A 23,779-nucleotide genomic window follows, 5' to 3' on the forward strand; every position below is an offset into this window, starting at 1 on the left:
GGCCAGTGGCGCGGCAGCGTCAGCCGCCATCCTTCTTGGTTTCCTCGACGGCATTGGCCGAGGGCTCCTCAAGCCCTCGCTCGATCTTGCGCAGGATCTTGGCGAGATCGTCGGGCTCGGGCTTGAGATCACGGGCATGGTTCCACTGGAACTTCGCCTCGAGCTGGCGGCCGGTGCGCCAGTAGACGTCGCCGAGATGGTCGTTGATCACCGGATCGGAGGGACGCAGTTCCGCCGCGCGCTCGATCTCGCGCGAGGCGTCCTCATAGCGGCCGAGACGATAATAGGCCCAGCCCAGCGAATCGATGATGTAACCGTCGCGCGGCCTGAGCTCGACGGCACGGCGCAGCATGTCGAGCGCCTCGTCGAGCTTGAGATGCTTGTCCACCAGCGAATAGCCGAGATAGTTCAGCACCAGCGCGCGCTCGCGACCGAGCGGATCGGGGAGCAGTTCCAGCGCCTTGCGCAGATCGGCCTCGGCCTCGGGCCAGCGGTTGGTGCGCTCGCGGGCGATTCCGCGGAAATAGAACAGGTCCCAGTTGGCGCGGCCCGGCGACGCCAGCTTGGCGATGGCCTTGTCATAGGTCGCGGCCGCCTCGGCGAACTGCTTGCGCGAGCGATAGATGTTGCCGAGGGCGGAGAGCGCGTCGACATCGTCGGGACGTTCCGCGATGACCTTGTCGAGATGCTTCACCGCCTCTTCGGGCTTGCCGAGATTCTCCAGCGCGAGACCGGCCTGGATCTCTGCATTCGGACGCAACGGCGAGGAGGCCGGCATCTTTTCGTAGACGGCAACGGCGTCCTCCGGCTGGCGGGCGCGTTCGAGGATGTCGCCGAGCGTGAGGATGGCGAGGTCATGGCCGGGGTCGAGATAGATCGCCATGCGCAGATAGAGCAGCGCCGCGGCTTCGTCGCCCTGGCGGTTGCCGGCGCTGGCGAGCCCGTAAAGCACTTCGGCCGCGCCCTGCTGCGGCGTCGTGATCTGGCGCGGCGGCGCATCCTTCTTGCCGACAAGGGCCATGCCCTCGCGGATGATCGGATGATTCGGCAGCAGGCGATCGAAGCCGGCATAGGTTTCGGCGGCGCCCTCGAAATCGCCCTTACGGGCCTGGAAGCGCGCCCAGAGATCGACCAGCCGGAGCGTGGTCTTCTCGGCTTCATAAGCGGATTTCAGCCGCTTCTCGGCATCGGCCTTGCGGCCGGCGGCATCGAGGATCAGGCCGGCGTGATAGTCGCGGAAGAGATTGTAGGAGGGCTCGCCCTTCAGGCGCTCCAGCGTGTCGATCGCGCGGCGGGAATTGCCCGAGCCGAGATAGGACCAGGCGGTCAGCAGCGTCGCGGTGATATCGGCCGCGCGTCCCCTGCCCCCGCGCTGCAGATGCCTGCGCGCGGTCTGGTAGCTCTTCTGCTTGATCGAGCGGATGCCGATGACGAGCTGGGCAAGGCCGTTGCTCGGATCCTGGTGGATGAGCTTGTCGGCGGCGCGGAAGGCGTCCGGCATGGCGCCGTCGGCCAGGAAGGCGACGAAGGCGCGTTCGGTCAGGTCGTTGTTCTGCGGGTCTTCCTTGATCGCCTCGCGCAGGTAGACGGAGGCTGCGCCCAGATCGCGCGAGGCGCCGGCGACGATGGCCGCGAGATAATTGCCTTCCAGACTGTCGCCAGGCTCCAGCGAATCGGCCGAGCGCGGCTGCGTCGCGCCCTGGGCGGCGGCCACGGCGGGCAGGAACATCAGCAAGGACAACGCAGCAGCCGTGCCGGAGGCACGCACCTTCTTCAATAATGTCACGACTGCCATTCTCCCTCGGTCCGCAGCCTCACCATCTCGGGGCGCACTCTTCCAGCGGACCGTGATCGCTTCGCGTAGGCTGCCAAGATGGCGGTTTCCGGGCGGGCGGGCAAGCCGGCCCGGTCGTGAATGCGCCGGTTTCGTAGCAGCCGCGCAACACTCGCCGGAATCCGCATGACGAAAGGGCCACCCCTGAAAACAGAGCATCATTTCGTAGGGGAATCGCGCCTATGATCGGCCTTGTCTGCAGGTTTCGCAGCGATTCCACTGGGACTATTCCAATGAAGAAGATCATTCTGAGCGTTGCCGCCGTCGCGCTCCTCGGCGGCTTCGTCGCCGGTTGCGCCAAGACCGAGACCAAGCCGGTCGCCCCGATCGTCCGCAAGGGCTGATCGGCCTTCAGGCCGTACAGTAAAGGGCGCGCCGGAAGGCGCGCCCTTTTTTGGTTCAGCCAATGTGCCGGTTGTCATTCCGGGGCGCGCCGCAGGCGCGAACCCGGAATGACAAAGGCAGTGCCGACAAAAAAGCGATCAGATCGTCGACCGTCCCAGAGACAAGCCGGATACGATCACATATTCGCGTAGCCTGGGCCGCCGCCGCCTTCCGGCACCGTCCAGGTGATGTTCTGGGCGGGGTCCTTGATGTCGCAGGTCTTGCAGTGGACGCAGTTCTGCGCGTTGATCACGAAGCGCGGATTGGTCTTAGTCTCCGCGTTCTCGTAGACCACCTCGTAGACGCCGGCCGGGCAATAGAGCCGCGCCGGCTCGCCATAGAGCGGCAGGTTCTGCGTGATCGGGACCGACGGATCGCTCAGCTTGAGATGCGCCGGCTGGTCTTCCTCGTGATTGGTCGAGGACAGGAAGACCGAGGAGAGCTTGTCGAAGGAAATCTTGCCGTCCGGCTTCGGATAGGTGATCGGCGTGACCTCGGCCAGCGGCTTCAGCGTCGCGAAATCCGGCTTGCCGTGCTTCAGCGTGCCGAAGGGCGACCAGCCGAAAAGCTGGTTCAGCCACATGTCGATGCCGCCGAGCCCGATGCCGACGAGCGTGCCGAATTTCGACCAGAGCGGCTTGACGTTGCGGACGAGCTTCAGGTCCTTGCCGATGGCGCTGTCGCGCCAGCTATTCTCGATCTCGACGACCTCGTCATGCTGCCGCCCGGCCTGCAGCGCCGGCACCAGCTTCTCGGCCGCCAGCATGCCGGAGAGCACGGCATTGTGGCTGCCCTTGATGCGGGGCACGTTGACGAAGCCCGCGGCGCAGCCGATCAGCGCGCCGCCGGGGAAGGTCAGCTTCGGCACGGACTGGAAACCGCCCTCGGTGATGGCGCGCGAGCCATAGGCGATGCGCTTGGCGCCCTCGAAGGTGTCGCGGATCAGCGGATGGGTCTTGAAGCGCTGGAACTCGTCGAAGGGCGAGAGCGTCGGGTTCTGGTAGTTCAGATGCACGACGAAGCCGACGGAGACCAGGTTATCGTCGAAATGGTAGAGGAAGGAGCCGCCGCCGGTCTTGTTGTCGAGCGGCCAGCCGAAGGAGTGCTGGACGCGCCCCTTGTGGAATTTCTCCGGCTTGACCTGCCAGAGTTCCTTCAGGCCGATGCCGTATTTCTGAGGCTCGCGCCCCTCGTCCAAGGCAAACCGCTTGATCGCGATCTTAGAGAGCGAGCCACGCGCACCCTCGCCCAGCAGCGTGTAGCGGCCGCGCAATTCCATGCCGCGGGTGAAGCGCTCCGAAACCGTGCCGTCCTTGGCGATGCCCATGTCGCCGGTGGCGATGCCGGCGACCGAGCCGTCCTCGTTGAAGAGCAGTTCGGCGGCGGCGAAGCCGGGATAAATCTCGACGCCGAGCGCCTCGGCGCGCGCACCCAGGAACTTGGCGACCAGCCCGAGCGAGCCGACGAAGTTGCCGTGGTTGTTCATCAGCGAGGGCATGCCGAAATTCGGCAGGCGGATGCCGTTCGGCTGGGTCAGGAAATAGAAGACGTCTTCCTTGACCTCCGTAGTCAGGGGGCGCTCGGGATCCTCGCGCCAGTCCGGCAGCAGCTTGTCGAGACCGATCGGATCGATGACGGCGCCGGAGAGAATATGGGCGCCGACCTCGGCGCCCTTCTCGACGACAACGACGGAGATGTTCTCGTCGAGCTGCTTCAGCCGGATCGCCGCGGCCAGGCCCGCAGGGCCCGCGCCGACGATGACGACGTCATAGTCCATGCTCTCGCGCGGTTCGCTCTGCGCTTCCTTAAGATCCATCCTGCCCTCCGCCTCAGCAGCCGCGCCGCATGATAGTTTATATATGAACTATTTCGCCAGATCGTTCAATGCCGGCTTAAGCTGGATCGCCGCGCGTCCGAACGGACGCGGCGATGGCGATCTAGCCATTTGTTATCGCACCGGATTTTTCCGAAAAGTGGAATCCACTTTTCGGTGCGATGCTATAGTCTGGAACCCCTCTATCCAAGCGTGCGTTCCATTTTGCAACTGCGTCGGCTCGCGAAGCGGCCTTGCAGGGTATAGGATACCCCTATGAACCTGTCCGATGCAGTCGGCCCTGACGCGCCCGATCCCTACGAGCTTTTGAGCTGGTACGCCGAGATGGGCGTCACCGAGGCGCTCGACGAAACGCCGCGCGACCATTTCACCGATCCGGTCCCCGCCGGGGAGCGCGGCGGCGGACAGCCGCGCCTGCGTCCTCTGCCCGGCCGTCCGGCCGCGCCCGTGCGGCCGATCGCAGCCGCTGCGACGGCGCCGGACGACGCGACGGTGAGCGCCAGGGCGATGGCGCGGGAGGCGCGCACGCTCGACGAACTGAAGACGGCACTCGCCGGTTTCGAGGGCTGCGCGCTCAAGGCCACCGCCAAGAACCTCGTCTTCGCCGACGGCAACCCGCAGGGACGGGTGATGATGGTCGGCGAGGCGCCCGGCGCCGACGAGGACCGGATCGGCCTGCCTTTCGTCGGCCGCTCCGGGCAATTGCTCGACCGCATGCTGGCCGCGATCGGGCTGAGTCGTAAGGACGACGTCTATATCGCCAACCTGCTGCCCTGGCGCCCGCCGGGCAACCGCACGCCGACGCCGCAGGAAGTGGCGATCTGCCTGCCCTTCATCCAGCGCCAGATCGAGCTTGCCGACCCCGATATCCTGGTCTGCGTCGGCGGGCCTTCGGCTCAGGGCCTGCTCGGCTTCACCGGCATCCTGCGCTCGCGCGGCAAATGGGTGGAATACGATACCGGCACGCGGCGAATCCGGGCGATCGCCACGCTGCACCCGGCCTATCTGCTGCGCCGCCCGCTCGACAAGCGCCTCGCCTGGCGCGACCTGCGGGCGCTGAAGGCGGCGCTGGAGCGACCGAATTAGAAACCCTCCCATCGCTCAGTCCTCATCCTGAGAAGCGCCGCAGGCGCGCCTCGAAGGATGTTCCAGATGGTTCCGGAGCCTCCTGGACCATCCTTCGATACGCCGCTTCCCGGCTCCTCAGGATGAGGGCTCGGGTTGGATGGACACGATCGCGTCTAGCTGCGGGAACAGCCGCAGTCAGCCGGCGTTCAGGACCAGCCTGCAATGACGACTTGAGTTCCCCGCTTCTCCCGGCGAGATTGCGGGGACGTTTCGCCGAGGACGCCTTCATGCAATGGGAAGATTACCGCCAGTCCGAGAATCTCGAGGACAGGCGCGGCAGCGGCGGCGGCTTCGCCGGCATGCCGGGCGGGCGCGGCGGCCTCGGCATCGGAACGATGGTGGTGCTCGGCCTGCTCGGCTGGGCGCTCGGAATCGATCCGCGCCTGCTCATCGGCGGCGCCGAACTGATCGGCGGCATCGGCGGGCGCCCTCAGACGCAGGAGACGCGCCGCTCCTCCGGCCCGCCGCAGGACGAGATGGGCCGCTTCGTCTCGGCCGTGCTGGCGCAGAACGAGGATATCTGGTCGAAGGTTTTGCCGCAGCAGGCCAACACCCGCTATCAGCCGCCCCGGCTCGTGCTGTTCTCCGGCGTCGACCGATCCGGCTGCGGTACCGCCCAGGCGGCGATGGGACCGTTCTATTGCCCGGTCGACAAGAAGGTCTATCTCGACACCTCCTTCTTCCAGGAGATGCAACGCAAGCTCGGCGGCGGCGGCGACTTCGCCTATGCCTATGTCGTCGGCCACGAGGTCGGCCATCACATCCAGAACCTGCTTGGCATCCTGCCCAAGGCCAATCAGCTGCGCGAGCGCTCCTCGGAGCGCGACGCTAACGCGATCTCGGTCCGGATCGAATTGCAGGCCGACTGCTTCGCCGGCGTCTGGGCGCATAACATCCAGGCGATGGGCCGGCTCGACCAGGGCGATATCGAAGAAGCGCTCCGCTCGGCCGCGGCGATCGGTGACGACAAGCTGCAGCAGGCCTCGCAGGGCGTGGTCGTGCCGGATTCCTTCACGCACGGCTCTTCGGCGCAGCGCACGCGCTGGTTCAATGTCGGCTTCCAGTCAGGCTCGATGCAGCGCTGCGACACATTCCGGAATCAGGTCTAGAGCGCGACCGCCTGCGGGTCGGGGGCCTCTGATCGAGACACAGCGCATCCAGCGGATTTCCCGCTTCGGAAAGCAGAACGGGCCCGAACGGGCCCGCGATTTTCAGCTTCGATGCGGAGGGCCGTTCCAGCCCTCCGCCTGGTATTCATGGAGCCTTCAGTTCCAGAATCCTTCCTGATGCACGCGTGGCGAGAACGTATCCTCGTCCTCCTGCTGTTCCTCGCGTTTGTCCTCGTCGCGCTCCGCTTCGAGCGCAGAACAGGGATCGTGCCTTTCAAGCATGGGTCTCTCCTTTCGAAGGTCTGAGGGAGGTGCTTTGGCAACCGTCAACATATGAACTTATGCTGCGACGCACAAGTTCCGCCCGGACATGCGAGCTGCCATGCGGCTTTGGCATGACCGCCCGATGACAGCCCCGCGTGCCGGAAAGCAGCTCAGCCAGCCCGCTCCCGCAGAACCGGCAAGCGCACCGGAGCGCCGTCGAGACGACCGGCCAGCGCCATCGCTTTCGGGATAACCAGCCCTGCCGCGAGCCCCCGGCCGCCGAAGGAGAACCCGACGCGCTCACGCAGCGCGGCCACGGCCGAGCGCAACGGAATCACGGCCGGCCTCGCCGCCGACACCAGCAAATGCCGCTCCACCGCCTGGACCCAATGAGCCTGGGGGACATCGCCGGCATCGAACAGGACGAGACGATCGCCGCGCGCCTGAGCCGCCGCCTCCTGCCAGGCCTTTTCCTGTTCCGCGCGGAGATAGCGGGCTCCGGTCGCATCCGCCGCCCGCTCCGTCTCCGGCGCCCCAACGGTATCGACCAGGACCGCATGACCGAGAAAGCCCTCGGCGACCGCCGGGATCAGCACGGCAAGCGTCGCGGCGAGCGCCTGCTGGGAACCATCGCTGCGGATCACGGCTGTTAGCATGGGCAAAATCCTATGCCGCAACGCAGCATGCCACAATCCCGCCGCTTGCCTTTTGTTCTCTATATGTTCACTCTACATGAGACCAGAGAGCGCCGATTCCCGGTGCCGGTCGCGGTTCGGAAGCCATGCCCCAGGCCAGACCCACCTCACGGCCCTTCCCGGCGGCCCAGCCCCTGCGGCGGGCCGACAGGGAGCCGAGCGTCTCGGCGCCGGTCGTCGCGCCCGCCGACCCGATGGCCTATATCGGCCACCGCATCGACCCGGACAGGCGGCGCGGGCGCGGTGCCACGATCAATCCGGGCGGACGCTACGAGGCGGAGCAGCGCGTCAGCGAGGATGACGGCTGGGGCTCGCTGGAGGAGCTGCCGCCGTTCTCGACCGAGATCGCCTATGAGAAGGCGCGCACCATCATCACGCGCAACGACTCGCCCGACATCTCCTTCGACCGCTCGATCAATCCCTATCGCGGCTGCGAGCATGGCTGCGTCTACTGCTTCGCCCGGCCGACCCATGCCTATCTCGGCCTGTCGCCCGGTCTCGACTTCGAGAGCAAGCTGACGGCCAAGCCCGATGCGGCCGCTTTGCTGGAAAAGGAACTCTCATCCCCCTTCTATCAGCCGCGCACCATCGCGATCGGCACCAATACCGACGCCTATCAGCCGATCGAGAAAAAGCTGCGGATCATGCGCCAGATTCTGGAAGTGCTGGCCAAGTTCAACCACCCGGTCGGCATCGTCACGAAATCGGCGCTGGTCCAACGCGACATCGACATCCTCGCGCCGATGGCGGAGAAAGGACTGGTCAAGGTCGCGCTCTCGGTGACGACGCTCGACCCGAAGACCGCGCGCGGTATGGAACCGCGCGCCGCCTCGCCGGCCAAGCGGCTGGAGACGATCAGGAAGCTGTCGGAGGCCGGCATTCCCGTCACCGTTCTGGTCGCGCCGATCATCCCGGCGATCAACGAGCACGAGATCGAGCGCATCCTCGACGCGGCGAAGGCGGCAGGCGCCGAGGCTGCCGGCTACGTCCTGCTCCGGCTGCCGCTCGAGGTTCGCGACATCGTGCAGGAATGGCTGCTGACGCATCACCCGGACAAGCTCCGGCATGTGATGTCGCTGATCCGTTCGACGCGCGGCGGCAAGGACTACGATTCGCAATGGGGCCAGCGCATGGTCGGCTCCGGCCCCTATGCCTGGATGATCGGGCGGCGCTTCGAGATGGCGGCCGAGCGCATCGGCTTCAACGCGACGCGGCGCAGGCTGCGGACCGACCTGTTCGTGAAGCCGGAGAAGGAGAAGGCGCAGTTGAGCTTGTTTTGAGGGATGGGTTGGCCGGCATCGTCATGCTCGCCTTTGTGGCGAGCATCCACGGCTTGAACACCGCGCTCGACAAAGGAAGGCGTGGATGGCCGGGACAAGCCTGGCCATGACGGTGAAATGTCATCACATGGGACAAGGAAAAGACAGCTCTGGCCCTGCACCCCGCCCTGTTGCATAACCCCGCCATGCCCGCCGATTTCAGCCGCGAAACCTCCGCCATCACCAACGGCCTGTGGCCGCTGGTCGGGATCGACGAGGTCGGGCGCGGACCGCTGGCCGGGCCGGTCGTTGCCGCAGCGGTGATCCTCGATCCCGAGCGGGTGCCTGCCGGCCTCGACGATTCGAAGAAGCTGTCGGCTGCGATCCGCGAGGAGCTGTTCGGCGAGATCATGGAGCGGGCGCTGGCCGTTTCCGTCGCCAGCGTGACGGCGGCCGAGATCGACGCCATCAACATCCGGCAGGCGACATTGCTCGCGATGCGCCGGGCGGCGGGCGCCCTGCCGCTGGCGCCTCTGCACATCCTGGTCGATGGCAACGACCCGCCGCAATTCGCCTGCTCCTGCGAGGCGATCATCCAGGGCGACGGGCAGGTCGCCTCGATCGCGGCGGCCTCCATCGTCGCCAAGGTGACGCGCGACCGAATGATGGCGCGGCTGTGCAAGCGCTATCCGGCCTATGGCTTCTCCGGCCATGTCGGCTACGGCACGCCGGCTCATCGCAAAGCCATCACCGCGCATGGCCCCTGCCCCGAGCACCGCTATTCCTTCGCGCCGGTGAAGGGCATCTGGTTCCGCTAAACCTCGGTCCGCCGTGCGTCATTCTCGGGCTTGACCCGAGAATCTCAGGCCGGAAGAAGCTCCGGCCCCTTCTGCATGAGATGCTCGGGTCAAGCCCGAGCATGACGGAGAACCCAAGTCAGAGACGTGTGGCGCACACCTTCGCCAGACTGCCGCGACGACCGGCCCAGACGTTAACCGCCGTTTACGAATTTCCCTTGATTGCCAATGGGCTAGGCAAAAATTGCAGCCCCAGAATGGCACGCATTTTTTTCAAAGCGGAAACCCGACCTTTACCCTGTCTGACCAATATCGCCCTCGTTGAAGTTGCGTAGCGGTCTTGGCGTCATGGGTATCTCGCGTACCGGGACCGCCAGTGCTCCCGTCCGGATTCAGGTTTCGCGTACCGGACGGCCTGCACTGGGGGCCCGGATGAAGGCCAAGGGCCTTCCCGAACATATCGGCATCCCTCAGGAACTGCCGCTCGATCAGGTCCTCGTCGGCGATTGCATCGCCGCGATGAACGCCCTGCCCCCGGCGAGCGTCGACCTGATCTTCGCGGATCCGCCCTATAATCTCCAGCTCGGCGGCGATCTGCGCCGGCCCGACGACAGCCTCGTCGATGCCGTCGACGACGACTGGGACAAGTTCGCCTCCTTCTCCGACTACGATCGCTTCACCCGCGACTGGCTCTCGGCCGCGCGGCGCATCCTGAAGCCGGACGGAGCGCTGTGGGTGATCGGCAGCTATCACAACATCTTCCGCGTCGGCGCGACGCTGCAGGATCTCGGCTTCTGGATGCTGAACGACATCGTCTGGCGCAAGGCCAATCCGATGCCGAACTTCCGCGGCCGGCGCTTCACCAACGCGCATGAGACGCTGATCTGGGCAGCGCGCGGCGAAAGCTCGAAATACACCTTCCATTACGAGGCGCTGAAGGGCGGCAATGACGACCTGCAGATGCGGTCGGACTGGTATCTGCCGCTCTGCACCGGCGACGAGCGTCTGAAGGACGAGAACGGCGCCAAGGTGCATCCGACGCAGAAGCCGGAAGCCCTGCTCGCCCGCGTGCTGCTCTCGGCCTCGAACCCCGGCGACGTCATCCTCGATCCGTTCTTCGGCACGGGTACGACCGGCGCGGTCGCCAAGGCTCTGGGCCGCCGGTTCATCGGGCTCGAGCGCGACCCGGTCTATGCCAAGGCGGCGCGCGAGCGCATCGCGGCGGTGACGCCGCTGGCGCCGGAAGCCTTCTCGGCCGCCCCCTCGAAGCGCAGCGAGCCGCGCGTGCCCTTCCTCAGCCTGGTCGAAGCCGGACTGGTGAAGGCCGGCGAGAGCGTCCATGACGAGAAGCGTCGCTACAAGGCGACAGTGCGGGCCGACGGCACGCTGCTGCTCGGTCCGGCGGTCGGCTCGATCCACAAGGTCGGCGCGCTGGCGCAGGGCCTTCCGGCCTGCAACGGCTGGACCTTCTGGCATGTCGAGCGCGAAGGCGGATTGACCGTTCTCGATACGCTGCGCGGCGAGATCAGGGCGCAGATGGCGGCGGCCTGAGCCGCCGGCCGCCCGCGACCGACCCGCGATCATTCGTTCGGAGGACGCGCATCCATCACCGGTGCGTGCATCCTGAGCCTATGACAGTGGGGGTGGCAGCATGGCGACGATCCTCAAGACCGGTTCCCGCGGGCCAGAGGTCAAGAAGCTTCAGGAAGCCCTGAACGCGAAACTGAAGCCGATCCCGAAACTGGTGCCGGACGGCCAGTTCGGCAACCTGACCCATAACGCCGTCCTCGCCTTCCAGCGCAAGAACTGGCTGGTCGAGGATGGGCAGGCCGGCCCCGCGACGCAAAGCTGTCTCTACGATACCGAGGCTTTCGCGCCGATCCTCCACAAGGTGCCGTTCATCGCGCAGCCGACCAACACGACCTGCTGGGCGACATCGACGGCGATGATGAAGAAATCGACCGTGCCGATCGTCATAGCCAGGACGCCGCCGGACATGATCGCCTCCGATGGCGGGCTTCTGAACTCCTCCGAAAGCGACCAGGCGATCGTGACCGGCCAACGCTATGGCCGCATTCACGGCTTGCGTTGCAACGCGCCGCAATCCTGGTCCGTCGAGCAACTCAGACAGGCGGTATCGCGCGGTCCCCTGATGTTCGACATGCTCTGGCGCGTCGACGAGTATACGGCCGGGCGCGGCAGCCCCGGCCACATGATCGTCATCGTCGGCATGCGCGGCGACGGCAATCCCGACGGCACCGGCACGACGCTGCGCATCCATGATCCCTGGCCGCCGAACCGCGGCAAGATCTATTCGAAGGGCTATTTCAAATGGTCCGTCGAGCTGCCGACGATGACCTACCGCGTCTTCGAACTGGCGTAGAGCCCGGCGCGCTCGACGACCTTCAGCATCAGGCTCGGCAGCGGTTCGCCGGCGAGCTCCGCCAGCCTGGTGAAGCGCATGCCGGCCGGCGCCGGCGTGCTCTCCGGAACGCTGCCGGTGAACACCGTCAGCTCCAGCGGAAAATGCGTGAAGACATGGCGGACCGGCTCCGCGACCTGCGTCCAGCGCAGGGATAGCGGCGCATCCTGCGCGGCACCGTCGAGCTCGTAATCGGCGCGCCACTCGCTGGTCGGCACCTCTGCCATGCCGCCAAGCAGGCCTTTGGCCGGCCGCGTCCGCAGCAGGATCGCGCCGTCGGCCCGCGCCAGCACGAAGGCCGCGCCATAGCGCGTGGCACCGGCCTTCTTAGGGGCCTTGCGCGGAAAGTCCTCCTGCGTGCCGGCGATCCGCGCCCGGCATGGCTCGCGCCAGGGGCAGAGGCCGCAGGCCGGATTGCGCGGCGTGCAGATCGTGGCGCCGAGATCCATCAGGGCTTGCGCGAAATCGCCTGGCCGGGCCGGCGGCAGTAGCGCCAGCACCTTCGCGCGAATCAGGGGCCGGGCACCCGGCAATTCATCCTCGATGGCAAAGAGCCTGCTCATGACACGCTCGACATTGCCGTCCACCGCCGCGGCCGGCCTGTCGAAGGCGATCGCCGCGACCGCGCCGGCGGTATAGGCGCCGATGCCAGGCAGGGCGCGCAGGCCCTCCTCCGTGTCGGGAAAGCGGCCGCGATGGCTCTCCATCACCGCCTTGGCGCAGGCGTGAAGATTGCGGGCACGGGAATAGTAACCGAGCCCGGCCCAGGCCTGCATGACGTCCTCGGAGGGCGCCTCGGCCAGTGCCTTCACGGTCGGGAAACGGGCCATGAAGCGCTCGTAATAGGGCTTGACCGCCGCAACCGTGGTCTGCTGCAGCATGATCTCGGAGGCCCAGACGCGGTAGGGATCGGGCCGCTCGCCCGCCTTCGCGCGCCAGGGCAGCGCCCGGCGATGGCGGTCGTACCAGGCTAGAAGATCGGAAGCGCGGGCGTGAGGGGCGGTTTCCAGGCTCATCAGGGTCAAGCTACAGCCTTCAAGGACGTGATCCACGCCGGTTGATCGCTAACCGCGCACCGCAGGGCAGGCAACGCCCTCGCGCTTCGACAAAGCCCGGCGGCCAGGGCGAGGCGCGCCGCGTTCACGTCGCCGTGAGCGCGCTGGCGCCAGCGTAACCTCGCAGCGCTTCGCTGCGAAGTCGCAGCAGTATCCTACGAGCACAAGGACAGGAACCGCACATGCTCTCGCGCCGCCATCTCCTCGCCGTCGCGGCTTTCGCCGGCCTCCTCTCGTCCGTTCCGGGCCGCGCAGCCGACAACATTGCCTACACGGCCGCAGCCTTCGGCGAGGCGCAGAAGGCCGGAAAGCCGATCCTCGTCGAGATCCACGCCGACTGGTGCCCGACCTGCCGCGCCCAGGCACCGATCATCTCCGATCTGCGCAAGAACCCGCGCTTCAAGGACCTCGTCGTGTTTCGCGTCGATTTCGACGGCCAGAAGGACGTCGTCAAGCAGTTCGGCGCGCGCATGCAGAGCACGCTGATCGTGTTCAAGGGCCCCCGCGAAGCCGGGCGTTCGGTCGGCGACACTAACGGAAAGACGATCGAGGCCTTGCTCGTCAAAGCTCTTTAAGGACGTCAGATGGTTCTCGGCAGCCTGGGCCTCGCCTTTTTGGCCGGCCTTCTTTCGATACTGTCCCCCTGCGTGTTGCCGCTCCTGCCGATCGTGCTGGGCAGCGCGGCGGCCGAGCATCGCCTCGCGCCGCTGGCGCTTGCTGCCGGCGTGGCCCTGTCCTTCGTCGCCGTCGGTCTCTTCGTCGCGACGATCGGCTATGGGCTCGGTCTCGACGCCGATGTCTTCCGGACCGCCGCAGCCATCCTGATGATCGCGGTCGGCGGCGTTCTCGCCATTCCGCCGCTTCAAGTTCGCCTCGCCGCAGCCGGCGGCCCGGTCAGCGACTGGGCCGAACGCAATCTGTCCGGTTTCTCCACGCAGGGCATATCCGGGCAGTTCGGCGTCGGCCTGCTGCTCGGAGCCGTCTGGGCGCCCTGCGTCGGCCCGACGCTGGGAGCGGCGTCCGTGCTGGCCGCGCAAGGCGAGAACCTCGGTCAGGTCGCCGGGATCATGACGACCTTTGGCCTCGGCGCAGCCATCCCCCTGATGGCGCTCGGCCTGATGTCGCGCCAGGCGATGCTGCGCTGGCGGCAGCAGATGCTCCAGGGCGGCAAGACGGCGAAGATTCTGCTGGGGATCGTGCTCGTCGTCGTCGGCCTCCTGATCGTCAGCGGCTACGACAAGGCGATCGAGGCCGAACTGGTCAGTCGCTCGCCGGCCTGGCTGGTCGATCTGACCACGCGCTTCTGAGATATGGCTCGCCCCCGTGCGGAAGCTCTTGCGAGCCGGCGGCCGGCGGCCCAGTAATAGCGGATGTCCGCCAAACCGCTCGCAGAGCTGATCGACGACTGCATCGCGCCCGCGCTGGCCGCACAGGGGTTCGCGGGGCGCGCCATCGTCTCGCTCTGGCCTGAGATCGTCGGCGAGCGGCTGGCGGCGCGCTCGCGCCCGCTCAAGATCGACTGGCCGCGGCGGCGGCCGGCGCCGGGCGAGGTGTCAGAGCCGGCGACGATGGTGGTGCGGGTCGAGAGCGCCTTCGCTCTGGAAATGCAGCATCTCGGGCCGCTCCTGGTCGAGCGCGTGAACACGCATCTCGGCTGGCGCGCGGTCGGCAAGCTCGTGCTGAAGCAGGGGCCGGTTGCGGCGCCCGTCATGGCCAAGCCGGCACCGAAGCTGGACAGTGAGACGGCGGCACGCGTCGAGGCGCAGGTTTCGAACGTCGCAGACGAAGGCCTGCGCGAAGCCTTGGCGAAGCTCGGCCGGGCGGTGGCGCTGCGCGCAAAGACGCAAGGCGATGACACGGCTTCGTGAGCGGCCCGGCGCGCGGCATGATGCGCTCTTGCCACAATCGCGATCACCTCTATAGCTCCACCCGATTTCGACCTTTCCGAGGATCACCTACGATGACGAACAGGCGACAGCTCCTGACCGGCGCAGCCGGCATCGCCGCTGCCGCGCTCGCCGGCGGCACCGCCGCGCGGGCCCAGACCAAGCTGCCCGATGCGGGCCCGCTGGGCGACGTCTGGCTCGGCCCGGCCGACGCCAAGGTCACCATCGTCGAGTATGCCTCGATGACCTGCTCGCATTGCGCGAGCTTCCACGCCACGACCTGGCCCGAGCTGAAGAAGAAATATATCGACACCGGCAAGGTGCGCTTCGTGCTGCGCGAGTTCCCGCTGGATCCGCTGGCCACGGCTGGCTTCATGCTGGCCCGCTGCAACGGCAACGACAAATTCTATCCGATGACGGACCTGCTGTTCGCGCAGCAGCGCAACTGGGCCTTCACCGACAAGCCGGTCGATGCCCTTTCGTCGCTGGTGAAACAGGCCGGTTTCACACAGGAATCCTTCGAGGCCTGCTTGAAGCGCCAGGATATCTATGACGCCGTCACGGTGGTGAAGGATGGCGGGGCCAAAGCCGGCGTGGATTCGACGCCGACCTTTTTCATCAATGGGCAGAAGCGTTCAGGTGCGCTCTCGATCGCGGAGTTCGACAAGATCCTGGAGCCGCTCCTCGGCCAGTGAGGGGAGCGCTCTGAGCGCTTTTATCTCCGCCCTCATGCTGAGGAGCAGCCGTTTCGGCTGCATCTCGAGGGATGCTCCAGCGCGCGCCGGAACCATCCTTCGAGACGCCGCTGCGCAGCTCCTCAGGATGAGGGCTGAGTATTTTCAAACCGGTAGAGCGCGCCCATGCATCTGACGCGCCTCAAGCTCGCCGGATTCAAGACCTTCGTCGAGCCGACGGAATTCCCGATCGAGCCGGGCCTGACCGGCGTCGTCGGACCCAATGGCTGCGGCAAGTCCAACCTCGTCGAAGCCCTGCGCTGGGTGATGGGCGAAAGCTCGTTCAAGAACATGCGCGGCTCGGGGATGGACGACGTCATCTTCGGCGGCTCCAACGAGCGCCCGGCCCGCAACATGGCCGAGGTCTCGCTCACCCTCGACAACAGCGACCGCAAGGCGCCGGCCGCCTTCAACGAAACCGATGTGCTGGAGGTCACGCGCCGGATCGAGCGCGAGGAAGGCTCGACCTACCGCATCAACGGCAAGGAGGTGCGGGCCAAGGACGTACAACTCCTCTTCGCCGATGCCGCAACCGGGGCGCGCTCGCCCGCGCTCGTCCGGCAGGGGCAGATCAGCGAGATCATCTCGGCCAAGCCGCAATCGCGCCGCCGCATCCTCGAGGACGCCGCCGGCATCGCCGGCCTGCACAGCCGCCGCCACGAGGCGGAATTGCGCCTGCGCGGAGCCGAGGACAACCTGACCCGGCTCGAAGACGTGCTCGGCGAGATCGACGGGCAGATCGACGCCCTGCAGCGGCAAGCCCGGCAGGCCGGGCGCTATCGCAGCCTTGCCGCCGATATCCGCCGCGCCGAGGCGATTCTCGCCGTCATCGCCCTGCACGACGCCCGTGCCCAGGAGGCGCAGGCGGCGCATGTGCTGGAAGAAGCCGTCCGCGGCGTCGCCGATCAGACCGGACTCCAGGCCGAGGCAGCTAAAAGGCAGGCCATCGCCGCCCATGAATTGCCGGCGCTGCGCGAGGGCGAAGCGACCGCCGCCGCCGCGCTCGTTCGATTGAAGCGCGGGCTGGACGAGCTCGAAGCCGAGAACAGGCGGGCTCGCCAGCGCGCCGAGGAACTCGGCAAGCGCCTCGCCGAATTGCAGGCCGATCTGTCGCGGCAGGAGACGATCGGTCGCGACGCCGCCGAAAGCCTCGACCGGCTGGCGGCAGAAGACGAAGTGCTCGCTAGGGAAGGCGATGGCGCCGGGGCAGGTGCGGAAGCTGCGACATCGGCGCAGCAGGAGGCGGAAGCGGCCCTCGCCGCGGCCGAAGCCGGGCAGGCCACCGCCCAAGCCGCGCTTGCCGACCTCGCCGCACGGCGCGCCGCCCTGGCGCGTTCGCTGCGCGAGGCGCGCGACCGGCAGGACCGCGCCGGGGCCGAGCGCGACAAGCTGAGCCGCGAACTCGAAGCGCTCGACGCCTCCGATGCGAAGACGTTGCTCGATCGTCTGCGGGAGGTGCTAGCCGCGGCGGAGAAAGCGCTGAAGAAGGCCGATGCCGACGTCGTCATGGCGCGCAATGCCGTTTCCTCGGCGCGCGAGCGGGAAGCCGGGCAGCGCGGCCCTCTCGCCGAAGCCGAGCGCCGGGCGCAGCGCCTCGACACCGAGATCGGCACGTTGCGCAAGCTGCTCGCTCCGGCCGCGGGCGATCGCTGGCCGGTAGTGCTCGAAGCCGTCAGCGTCGCCAAGGGCTATGAGGTCGCGCTCGGCGCCGCGCTCGGCGACGATCTCGACGCATCGACCGAGGCGAGCGCTCCCGCCCATTGGGACGATACCGGCGAGGGGCAGGACGACCCCGCCCTGCCCGCGGGCGCAGAGCCGCTGCTTGCCCGTGTCCAGGCGCCGGCAGCGCTCCGGCGGCGGCTGGCGCAGATCGGCGTCGTCACGCGCAAAGAGGGCGAGATTCTGCGGCGCAACTTGAAGCAGGGCCAGATCCTGGTGTCGCAGGCGGGCGACCTCTGGCGCTGGGACGGCTTCACCAGCGCAGCCGACGCCCCTTCGCCCGCGGCGCGGCGGCTCTCCGAGAAGAATCGCCTCGCCGATCTCGAACGCGAGGCGAGGGCGGCTCGCGAAGCTGCCGACGATGCGCGCCGGGCCCTGGAGACCGCGAGCGCCGAGGCGGGACAGGCGGCGCAGGCCGAGAGCAGCGCGATAGAGGCCGCGAAGCAGGCGCGCCGCGGCGTCGATCAGGCCCGCGAGCAGCTGACCGTTGCCGAGCGCAAGGCGGCCGAGACGCTGGTCAAGCGCTCGACGCTGGCGGAAGCGATCAAACGTCTGGGTCAGGCGGTATCGGAGGCCGCGCAGCAGGTTACGGCGCAGGAGACCGGGCTTTCCGCCCTGCCCGCCTCCGCCGAACTGGAAAACACCCTGCTCAAGGCCCGCGTGGCGCTGGGCGAGGCTCGCGCCGCCGCCTCCGATGCGCGGGCCCGCGTCCAGACCCTGGCACGGGAGGCCGATCTGCGCGCCCGCCGCCGCGAGGCGATCGCAGCCGATATCAGGGCCTGGAAGCAGCGCACGGCCGCCAGCCTCCAGAGCGCCGAGGAGACGCGGCGCCGAATCGACGCCGCCAGCGCGGAGCAGCAGACGCTTCTCGAAGCGCCCGACACCTTCCTCGCCGAGCGTCGGCGGCTCGTCGCCGAGATCGAGCAGGCGGAAGGCGCACGCCGAGGCGCCGCCGACAGGCTGGCTTCCGGCGAGACCGCGCTGGCGGACGCCGACCGGCAGGCGCGCATCGCGCTCGAAGGCTTGTCCGGCGCCCGTGAGCGCCGCGCCTCGGCCGAAGCGCGACTGGAGGCCGCCCGCCAGCGCCTCAACGATATCATCCGTCAGATCGAGGACGGGCTCGATACCGGGCTCGACGGCCTGCAGGCCATCGCCGGGATCAAAGCCGGAGATTCCCTGCCGGAACCGGAAGCCATCGAACGCAGGCTCGCCAATCTCAAGAGCGAACGCGAGCGGCTCGGCGCGGTCAACCTGCGCGCCGAGGACGAGTTGACCGAGGTGAAGGCCAAGCGCGAGGGGCTTTCGGGCGAGCGTGACGACCTCACCGAGGCGATCCGCCGCCTGCGGCAGGCGATCGGCGCGCTCAACCGCGAAGGGCGCGAGCGGCTGATTGCCGCCTTCGACGTCGTCAATGGCCATTTCCAGCGCTTGTTCGGCGTGCTCTTCGGCGGCGGCGAGGCGGAGCTCAGGCTGGTGGATTCGGAAGATCCGCTCGATGCGGGGCTGGAGATCTTCGCGCGCCCGCCCGGCAAGAAGCCGCAGGTGATGACGCTGCTCTCCGGCGGCGAGCAGGCATTGACCGCGACCGCGCTGATCTTCGCGGTGTTCCTGACCAATCCCTCGTCGATCTGCGTGCTCGACGAGGTCGATGCCCCGCTCGATGATGCCAATGTCGAGCGCTATTGCGACCTGCTCGTCGACATGGCGCGCAATACCGAGACCCGCTTCATCCTGATCACGCATAATCCGATCACCATGGCGCGGATGGAGCGGCTCTTCGGCGTGACCATGGCCGAGCGCGGGGTCAGCCAGATGGTCTCGGTCGACCTGGCGACGGCCGAGCGCATCCGCGAAGCGGGGTAACCAGCGGGGCGCGCCGTCATGCTCGCCCTTATGGCGAGCATCCACGTCTTGAACACCGCATGGCCCGAGAGAAGACGTGGATGGTCGGGACAAGCCCGACCATGACGACATACCCTGTTCATGCGCTCCGGCCCCGGCGCCAAGCGCGAAAAGCGTGGGCGAAACGACATTCGACCGCTGAAAAAATGCCACATTCGGTCCCGCAATGCGGCAAGATTGTCGCACTTTGCCAGAATTTATAGATATTCCAATGCGTTAGACATTATCCACCTGCCTTGACAGCGCGGGGGGCTGCCAATAAAGGAGGCCGTGCTGACGACGGCTCGATGCGCGGGTTTGGTCGTGGTTATAGTGGTTTTTCGCCGGATCGCGGCGTAAACGCGATCGAGACGGAGACCAAGACCATGTCCGAACCCGACCCCAACGCCTCAGACTCGGAGTTGCGCGCAAGACTGGGTTCCCTGAAGTCCGCGATCCAGCGGGCGGAAGAGAACGAAAAGCCGGGCGCGAGCCCGGCTGGAGAGGACAAGGCGCTTGCGGGCGCGATGTCCTCAGGCTTTCGCGCCGCGACGGATCTTGCAGGCGGTGTCATCGCGGGTGCCCTGATCGGGTATCTCGGCGACCGGTGGCTGGGAACGTCCCCGTTCCTGCTGATCGCCTTCCTGGTGATCGGAACCATCGCGGGCTTCAGGGCTGTCTATCGGCTCGGTTCGCGCCCGACCTCCGGGTCGAAGGGCGGCCCGAAAGCAAATTGATCGAAAGGCGGCCGTCCGGGCCGCGCGACGAGGAACGAGACCATGGCGGCCGGCGGCGGAATCGATCCGATCCACCAATTCCACATCACGAATCTCGTTGAGCTGAAGCCGCTCGGCATCAACCTGTCGTTCACCAACACCTCGTTGTGGATGGTGATCGTGCTCGCCGTCGTCTCGGCGCTGATGATCTACGGCTCGAGCCAGCGCGCGGTCGTTCCCGGCCGCCTGCAGTCGCTCGCCGAGATGATCTACGAATTCGTCGCCTCCACGCTGACCGGCGTGATGGGCAAGGAAGGCATGAAGTTCTTTCCCTTCGTGTTTTCGCTGTTCATGTTCGTGCTGGCCAGCAACATGCTGGGGATGATCCCCGGCTCGTTCACCGTCACCAGCCAGATCATCGTCACCGCCGCCTTCGCCGTGCTCGTCATCTCGGTCGTGCTGATCTATGGCATCGTGAAGCATGGCAGCCATTTCTTCGGCCTGTTCGTGCCGTCGGGCGTGCCCGGCTGGCTTCTGCCCTTCATGGTGCTGATCGAGGCCGTCTCCTTCCTGTCGCGCCCGGTTTCGCTGTCGCTTCGCCTGTTCGGCAACATGCTGGCCGGCCATATCGCGCTGAAGGTCTTCGGCGGCTTCGTCGTCGCGCTGCTCGGCTCGGGCGCCGTGCTGAGCTACGCCATCGCGCCGCTGCCGCTGCTTCTGGCGGTCGCTCTGACCGCGCTCGAATTCCTCGTCGCCTTCCTGCAGGCCTATGTCTTCGCGATCCTGACCTGCGTCTATCTCAACGACGCGCTGCACCCCGGCCACTGAGGTCACGGGCAGCGCTCGCGAGAGTTCATCCCACCCCTGTCATTAAGTTCCACACTGGAGATAAGACCATGGATCCTGTTGCAGCCAAGTTCATCGGCGCCGGCCTCGCCTCGCTCGGCATGGGCCTCGCCGCCATCGGCGTCGGCACCATCTTCGGCAACTTCCTCTCGGGCGCGCTGCGCAACCCCTCGGCGGCCGACGGCCAGTTCCCGCGCGCCTTCATCGGCGCGGCGCTCGCCGAAGGTCTGGGCATCTTCGCGTTCGTCGTCGCGCTCGTCCTGCTCTTCGTGGTCTGACGCTTCCGTCGACCGCTTTCTCGTCGCGCGTCCGGGCTATCCGCCCAAGCGCGCGACGGTTTCCTATCTTCAGCGCTGAAAGGCACGCTATGCCGGTTCGATCTTCAGGGTTCGCGCGAAAAGGATGGCCTGTGGCCGTCGCCTCGTTCGCCACTCTGCTGGCGGGTGCGGCGCAGGCTGCCACTCCGGGCCTGAGCGGCGAGAAGGCCTCCTTCCCGCCCTTCGACCCCGCGCATTTCGCCAGCAACCTGTTCTGGCTCGCCGTCACCTTCGGTGCGTTGTACTGGCTGATGTCCAAGGTCGCGCTGCCGCGCCTCGGCTCCATCCTCGAAGAACGCGCCGAGACGATCGGCCGCGATCTCGACCAGGCCACGCAGATGCAGGCCAAGGCCGAGGACATGGCGCAGGCCTATGAGAAGGCCCTCGCCGAAGCGCGCAAGAACGCCCAGGGCATCGCCCAGACGGCGCGCGAGGCCGGCGCCAAGGCGAGCGACGCCCAGCGCCACGCCACCGAGGCCGAGCTTGCCGCCAAGATGGCGCAGGCCGAGGCGACCATCGCCAAGACCAAGACCAAGGCGATGGGCAATGTGCGCGATCTCGGCAGCGACATCGCCGCCGCCATCGTCACCAAGCTGACCGGTCAGGCTCCCAGCGCCAGCGAGGCGTCGGCGGCCGTCGACCAGGCCCTGACGCGCGGCTGAGGAGAGTTCAGATGGATACTTTCTGGGTCGGCGTCGCGCTCGTCATCTTCCTGGCCATCCTGGTCAAGTTCGGCGTGCCGGGCGCGATCGTGAAGGCGCTCGACGCCCGCGGCGAGAAGGTCGCGCAGGAATTGGCGGAAGCCCGCCGCCTGCGCCAGGAGGCCGAGAAGCTCCTCGCCGAGTACGATGCCAAGCGCAAGGCCGCCGAGGCCGAGGCCGCCGAGATCGTCTCCTCCGCCAACGACGAGGCCAAGCGCCTCGCGGCGGAAGCCGAGGCCAAGCTCGCCGATTTCGTCGCCCGCCGCACCAAGGCGGCCGAGGAGAAGATCGCCCAGGCCGAGAGCCAGGCCGAGGCCGAGGTTCGCGCCGCGGCTGCGGAGGCCGCCACCAAGGCCGCCGAGACCATCCTGCGCGGCCAGATGGCCGGCAAGGCCGGCGAAGCCGCCTTCGCTGCGGGGCTGAACGAGATCAAGGCCAAGCTCAACTGAGCTGATCGCGATCGCTACAACTTAGGCGCCGCGCTTTCCCAAGCGCGGCGCTTTCATTTGCAGTTGATAGACCCGTGCGTCTGCACAGCCCTTCCGGGGCGCCCCACAGGGCCGAGCCCGGACTCCAGGAACGCGCCGCCCCGTTATGGTCGGCCTCATGCCGACCATAACGTCTTCTTCCAGGGCAATGTTCAAGACGTGGATGCTCGCCGCAGGGGCGAGCATGACGATTCTGGAAGAGCGTCGTGCTGGTAGATTCCGGGCTCATTGCAATGTCCCGGAACGACGAGGTGGTATTGCGCCAGCTTGCGATGCAACGGGTTCAATTGCTGGCGGTCGCCGCGCGAGCCTGGGCATTGTCCGCCGCCGTGATCGGCCCGAAAGCCGGCCGCGGCTGCGGCATGGCGACCGCCTTGGGCTTGGGCTTGCGCGGCTGGATCGTCGAGGTGACGATGCCCTGCGGCGTGTCGAGCCCGTAGATGTCGTCGCGGAACTGGACCTGCCCGTCTGCACCCTGCCAGCCGGTCAGGTAGACCCAGGCGACAGGAACCTGCTTCTTCAGCGCGATGTTCTTGCGCTCGCCCTTGGCGATCTCGTCCTCGATGCCCTGACGGGTCCACTCCGAGCCTTCCAGCAGCCAGGCCGCGAGATCACGCACGCCCTCGATACGGGCGCAGCCGGAAGAGTTGAAGCGCACGTCGTTGCGGAACAGCGTCTTCTTCGGCGTGTCGTGCATATAGACCGCGTCGCCGTTGGGCATATCGATCTTGAGCTGGCCGAGCGAGTTGGTCAGCCCCGGCTCCTGGCGCACATAGAAATAGGGGTTCTTCAGGGTCGACCAGTTGACGCTCGCGGGGTCGATTTCCTTGTTCTCGGCGCCGAGCAGCTTCATGTTCGACTTGGCGATGAAGCCCGGATCCTTGCGCATATGCGGGATGATGTCGGCCTTGACGATCGACATCGGCACCGTCCAGTACGGATTCAGGTTGACCGAGGAGATATTGGCCTGGATCACCGGCGAGGGCCGGTCCGGCCGGCCGACGATGGCGAGATGGCGCTGGGCGACCGTGCCGTTCTCGACAGCCTCGACGCTGGCGCCGGGAATGTTCACCACGACATAGCGACTGGCGAAATTGAAGCCGTTGCCCTTGAGCCGCTCCAGCGTCGCAGTGAGCTGGTTCAGGCGCAGTTCGACCGGCGTGTTCATCGCCTTGAAGGTCAGGCGGCCGACCGTGCCGAGATCCGACAGGCCATGCCGACGCTGGAAACGCTTCACCGCCTCGGTCACGTTGGCATCGTAGACGTCGCCCGGCATGGCCTCGGGCGCGAGATCGCCGCTGGCGAGCAGGCGCTGCTTCAGCGCGGCGACGTCGGGCCCCTGCGAATCCGGCTTCAGGGCCGTGACGCTCGACGGCACCTTGGGCCAGCCGCCGCGATTGGCGACGTCCTCATGGGCGATCAGCGCTTCGAGCGTGCGGTCATAGGTGTTCGGGCCGTAACTCGGCTCGTTGGCACGCACGAGCGCGGTCGAGGCCAGCAGAGCAGCAGCCGCAACAGCGAGGATGGAGGGACGCGCAGACATGAAAACCCCCGGGCCGCACAGAGCGGCACCGGGGGATCATTCCGCGACATGGTCAAGGAATGCTTAAGAAGCGATCGCTGTCCTTCACCATGCTGACGAACGCCGTCAGCGGTGGGGGCCGTGGCACATTTGTCATTCCGGGGCTTCGCGCAGCGAAGAACCCGGAA

At 67.1% G+C, this 23,779-nt stretch carries 22 protein-coding genes; 16 read left to right on the forward strand and 6 right to left on the reverse strand.

Translation table 11 applies throughout. The features are described from left to right. Positions 1–19: 19 nt before the first annotated feature. Both OCUBac02_RS18435 and OCUBac02_RS18440 read right to left on the reverse strand, forming a co-directional pair. Entirely contained in the window at positions 20–1,786 is a 1,767-nt protein-coding gene (locus OCUBac02_RS18435; RefSeq protein WP_052232543.1) for a tetratricopeptide repeat protein, read from the reverse strand. Positions 1,787–2,354: 568 nt separating this feature from the next. Continuing rightward, positions 2,355–4,034, reverse strand: a complete 1,680-nt coding sequence (locus OCUBac02_RS18440) for an electron transfer flavoprotein-ubiquinone oxidoreductase (RefSeq protein ID WP_244638980.1) — start codon at positions 4,032–4,034, stop codon at positions 2,355–2,357. A 273-nt stretch (positions 4,035–4,307) separates the two neighbouring features. On the opposite strand from OCUBac02_RS18440, the gene OCUBac02_RS18445 reads away from it, so the two are divergent. Together OCUBac02_RS18445 and ypfJ are read left to right on the forward strand one after the other, a co-directional pair. After that, complete coding sequence (locus OCUBac02_RS18445) at positions 4,308–5,138, forward strand: uracil-DNA glycosylase (RefSeq protein ID WP_173047701.1); 831 nt, start codon at positions 4,308–4,310, stop codon at positions 5,136–5,138. Between the two features lie 269 nt (positions 5,139–5,407). After that, positions 5,408–6,289: a KPN_02809 family neutral zinc metallopeptidase gene (ypfJ, locus tag OCUBac02_RS18450; protein ID WP_173047702.1), complete on the forward strand. Its 882-nt coding sequence runs from the start codon at positions 5,408–5,410 to the stop codon at positions 6,287–6,289. A 156-nt stretch (positions 6,290–6,445) separates the two neighbouring features. Here the strand turns inward: ypfJ and OCUBac02_RS27530 are convergent, their stop codons facing one another. Both OCUBac02_RS27530 and OCUBac02_RS18455 read right to left on the reverse strand, forming a co-directional pair. Further along, entirely contained in the window at positions 6,446–6,571 is a 126-nt protein-coding gene (locus tag OCUBac02_RS27530; protein WP_280528827.1) for a hypothetical protein, read from the reverse strand. Between the two features lie 152 nt (positions 6,572–6,723). Further along, positions 6,724–7,209, reverse strand: coding sequence for a hypothetical protein (locus OCUBac02_RS18455; RefSeq protein WP_173047703.1), 486 nt, complete (start codon positions 7,207–7,209; stop codon positions 6,724–6,726). Positions 7,210–7,442: 233 nt separating this feature from the next. Here OCUBac02_RS18455 and OCUBac02_RS18460 point away from each other — a divergent pair, with 233 nt between their 5' ends. The 4 genes from OCUBac02_RS18460 (at position 7,443) to OCUBac02_RS18475 (ending at position 11,687) form a co-directional block, all read left to right on the forward strand. Continuing rightward, on the forward strand, positions 7,443–8,528 hold the full coding sequence (locus OCUBac02_RS18460) for a PA0069 family radical SAM protein (protein WP_173049690.1): 1,086 nt from the start codon (positions 7,443–7,445) through the stop codon (positions 8,526–8,528). A 185-nt stretch (positions 8,529–8,713) separates the two neighbouring features. Then, complete coding sequence (locus tag OCUBac02_RS18465) at positions 8,714–9,325, forward strand: ribonuclease HII (protein WP_173047704.1); 612 nt, start codon at positions 8,714–8,716, stop codon at positions 9,323–9,325. A 327-nt stretch (positions 9,326–9,652) separates the two neighbouring features. After that, a complete protein-coding gene (locus tag OCUBac02_RS18470) occupies positions 9,653–10,855 on the forward strand; it encodes a site-specific DNA-methyltransferase (protein WP_173047705.1) in 1,203 nt (400 codons plus the stop codon). Between the two features lie 100 nt (positions 10,856–10,955). After that, positions 10,956–11,687, forward strand: coding sequence for a peptidoglycan-binding protein (locus OCUBac02_RS18475; protein WP_173047706.1), 732 nt, complete (start codon positions 10,956–10,958; stop codon positions 11,685–11,687). Here the strand turns inward: OCUBac02_RS18475 and mutY are convergent. Then, positions 11,663–12,742, reverse strand: a complete 1,080-nt coding sequence (gene mutY, locus OCUBac02_RS18480) for an A/G-specific adenine glycosylase (RefSeq protein ID WP_173049692.1) — start codon at positions 12,740–12,742, stop codon at positions 11,663–11,665. The two genes, OCUBac02_RS18475 and mutY, sit on opposite strands and share 25 nt — an antisense overlap. Positions 12,743–12,963: 221 nt before the next feature. Between mutY and OCUBac02_RS18485 the strand changes: the two genes are divergently transcribed. From OCUBac02_RS18485 to OCUBac02_RS18530, 10 genes are all read left to right on the forward strand, one after another. Continuing rightward, on the forward strand, positions 12,964–13,356 hold the full coding sequence (locus OCUBac02_RS18485) for a thioredoxin family protein (RefSeq protein ID WP_173047707.1): 393 nt from the start codon (positions 12,964–12,966) through the stop codon (positions 13,354–13,356). A 9-nt stretch (positions 13,357–13,365) separates the two neighbouring features. Continuing rightward, entirely contained in the window at positions 13,366–14,088 is a 723-nt protein-coding gene (locus OCUBac02_RS18490; protein WP_173047708.1) for a cytochrome c biogenesis CcdA family protein, read from the forward strand. A 63-nt stretch (positions 14,089–14,151) separates the two neighbouring features. Then, positions 14,152–14,649: a DUF721 domain-containing protein gene (locus OCUBac02_RS18495; RefSeq protein WP_047580797.1), complete on the forward strand. Its 498-nt coding sequence runs from the start codon at positions 14,152–14,154 to the stop codon at positions 14,647–14,649. 92 nt (positions 14,650–14,741) lie between these two features. After that, complete coding sequence (locus OCUBac02_RS18500; protein WP_173047709.1) at positions 14,742–15,362, forward strand: DsbA family protein; 621 nt, start codon at positions 14,742–14,744, stop codon at positions 15,360–15,362. A gap of 165 nt (positions 15,363–15,527) precedes the next feature. Beyond that, the gene (locus OCUBac02_RS18505; RefSeq protein ID WP_173047710.1) at positions 15,528–18,983 is read left to right on the forward strand and encodes a chromosome segregation SMC family protein; all 3,456 of its coding nucleotides are present in this window, start codon (positions 15,528–15,530) and stop codon (positions 18,981–18,983) included. 404 nt (positions 18,984–19,387) lie between these two features. Then, a complete protein-coding gene (locus OCUBac02_RS18510; protein ID WP_047579654.1) occupies positions 19,388–19,738 on the forward strand; it encodes an AtpZ/AtpI family protein in 351 nt (116 codons plus the stop codon). 42 nt (positions 19,739–19,780) lie between these two features. Then, on the forward strand, positions 19,781–20,545 hold the full coding sequence (locus tag OCUBac02_RS18515) for a F0F1 ATP synthase subunit A (RefSeq protein WP_173047711.1): 765 nt from the start codon (positions 19,781–19,783) through the stop codon (positions 20,543–20,545). Between the two features lie 68 nt (positions 20,546–20,613). Continuing rightward, positions 20,614–20,841, forward strand: coding sequence for a F0F1 ATP synthase subunit C (locus OCUBac02_RS18520; RefSeq protein ID WP_038360954.1), 228 nt, complete (start codon positions 20,614–20,616; stop codon positions 20,839–20,841). Between the two features lie 131 nt (positions 20,842–20,972). Then, positions 20,973–21,542 carry a F0F1 ATP synthase subunit B family protein gene (locus OCUBac02_RS18525; protein ID WP_244638982.1) on the forward strand — a complete coding sequence of 190 codons (570 nt, stop codon included), beginning with the start codon at positions 20,973–20,975 and terminating at the stop codon, positions 21,540–21,542. A gap of 11 nt (positions 21,543–21,553) precedes the next feature. After that, positions 21,554–22,030, forward strand: coding sequence for a F0F1 ATP synthase subunit B family protein (locus OCUBac02_RS18530; protein WP_173047713.1), 477 nt, complete (start codon positions 21,554–21,556; stop codon positions 22,028–22,030). A gap of 322 nt (positions 22,031–22,352) precedes the next feature. Here the strand turns inward: OCUBac02_RS18530 and OCUBac02_RS18535 are convergent, their stop codons facing one another. Further along, the gene (locus tag OCUBac02_RS18535; protein ID WP_173047715.1) at positions 22,353–23,612 is read right to left on the reverse strand and encodes a L,D-transpeptidase family protein; all 1,260 of its coding nucleotides are present in this window, start codon (positions 23,610–23,612) and stop codon (positions 22,353–22,355) included. Positions 23,613–23,779: the final 167 nt, after the last annotated feature.

This window comes from Bosea sp. ANAM02 (assembly GCF_011764485.1).
In the GTDB taxonomy this organism is placed as follows: Bacteria; Pseudomonadota; Alphaproteobacteria; order Rhizobiales; family Beijerinckiaceae; genus Allobosea.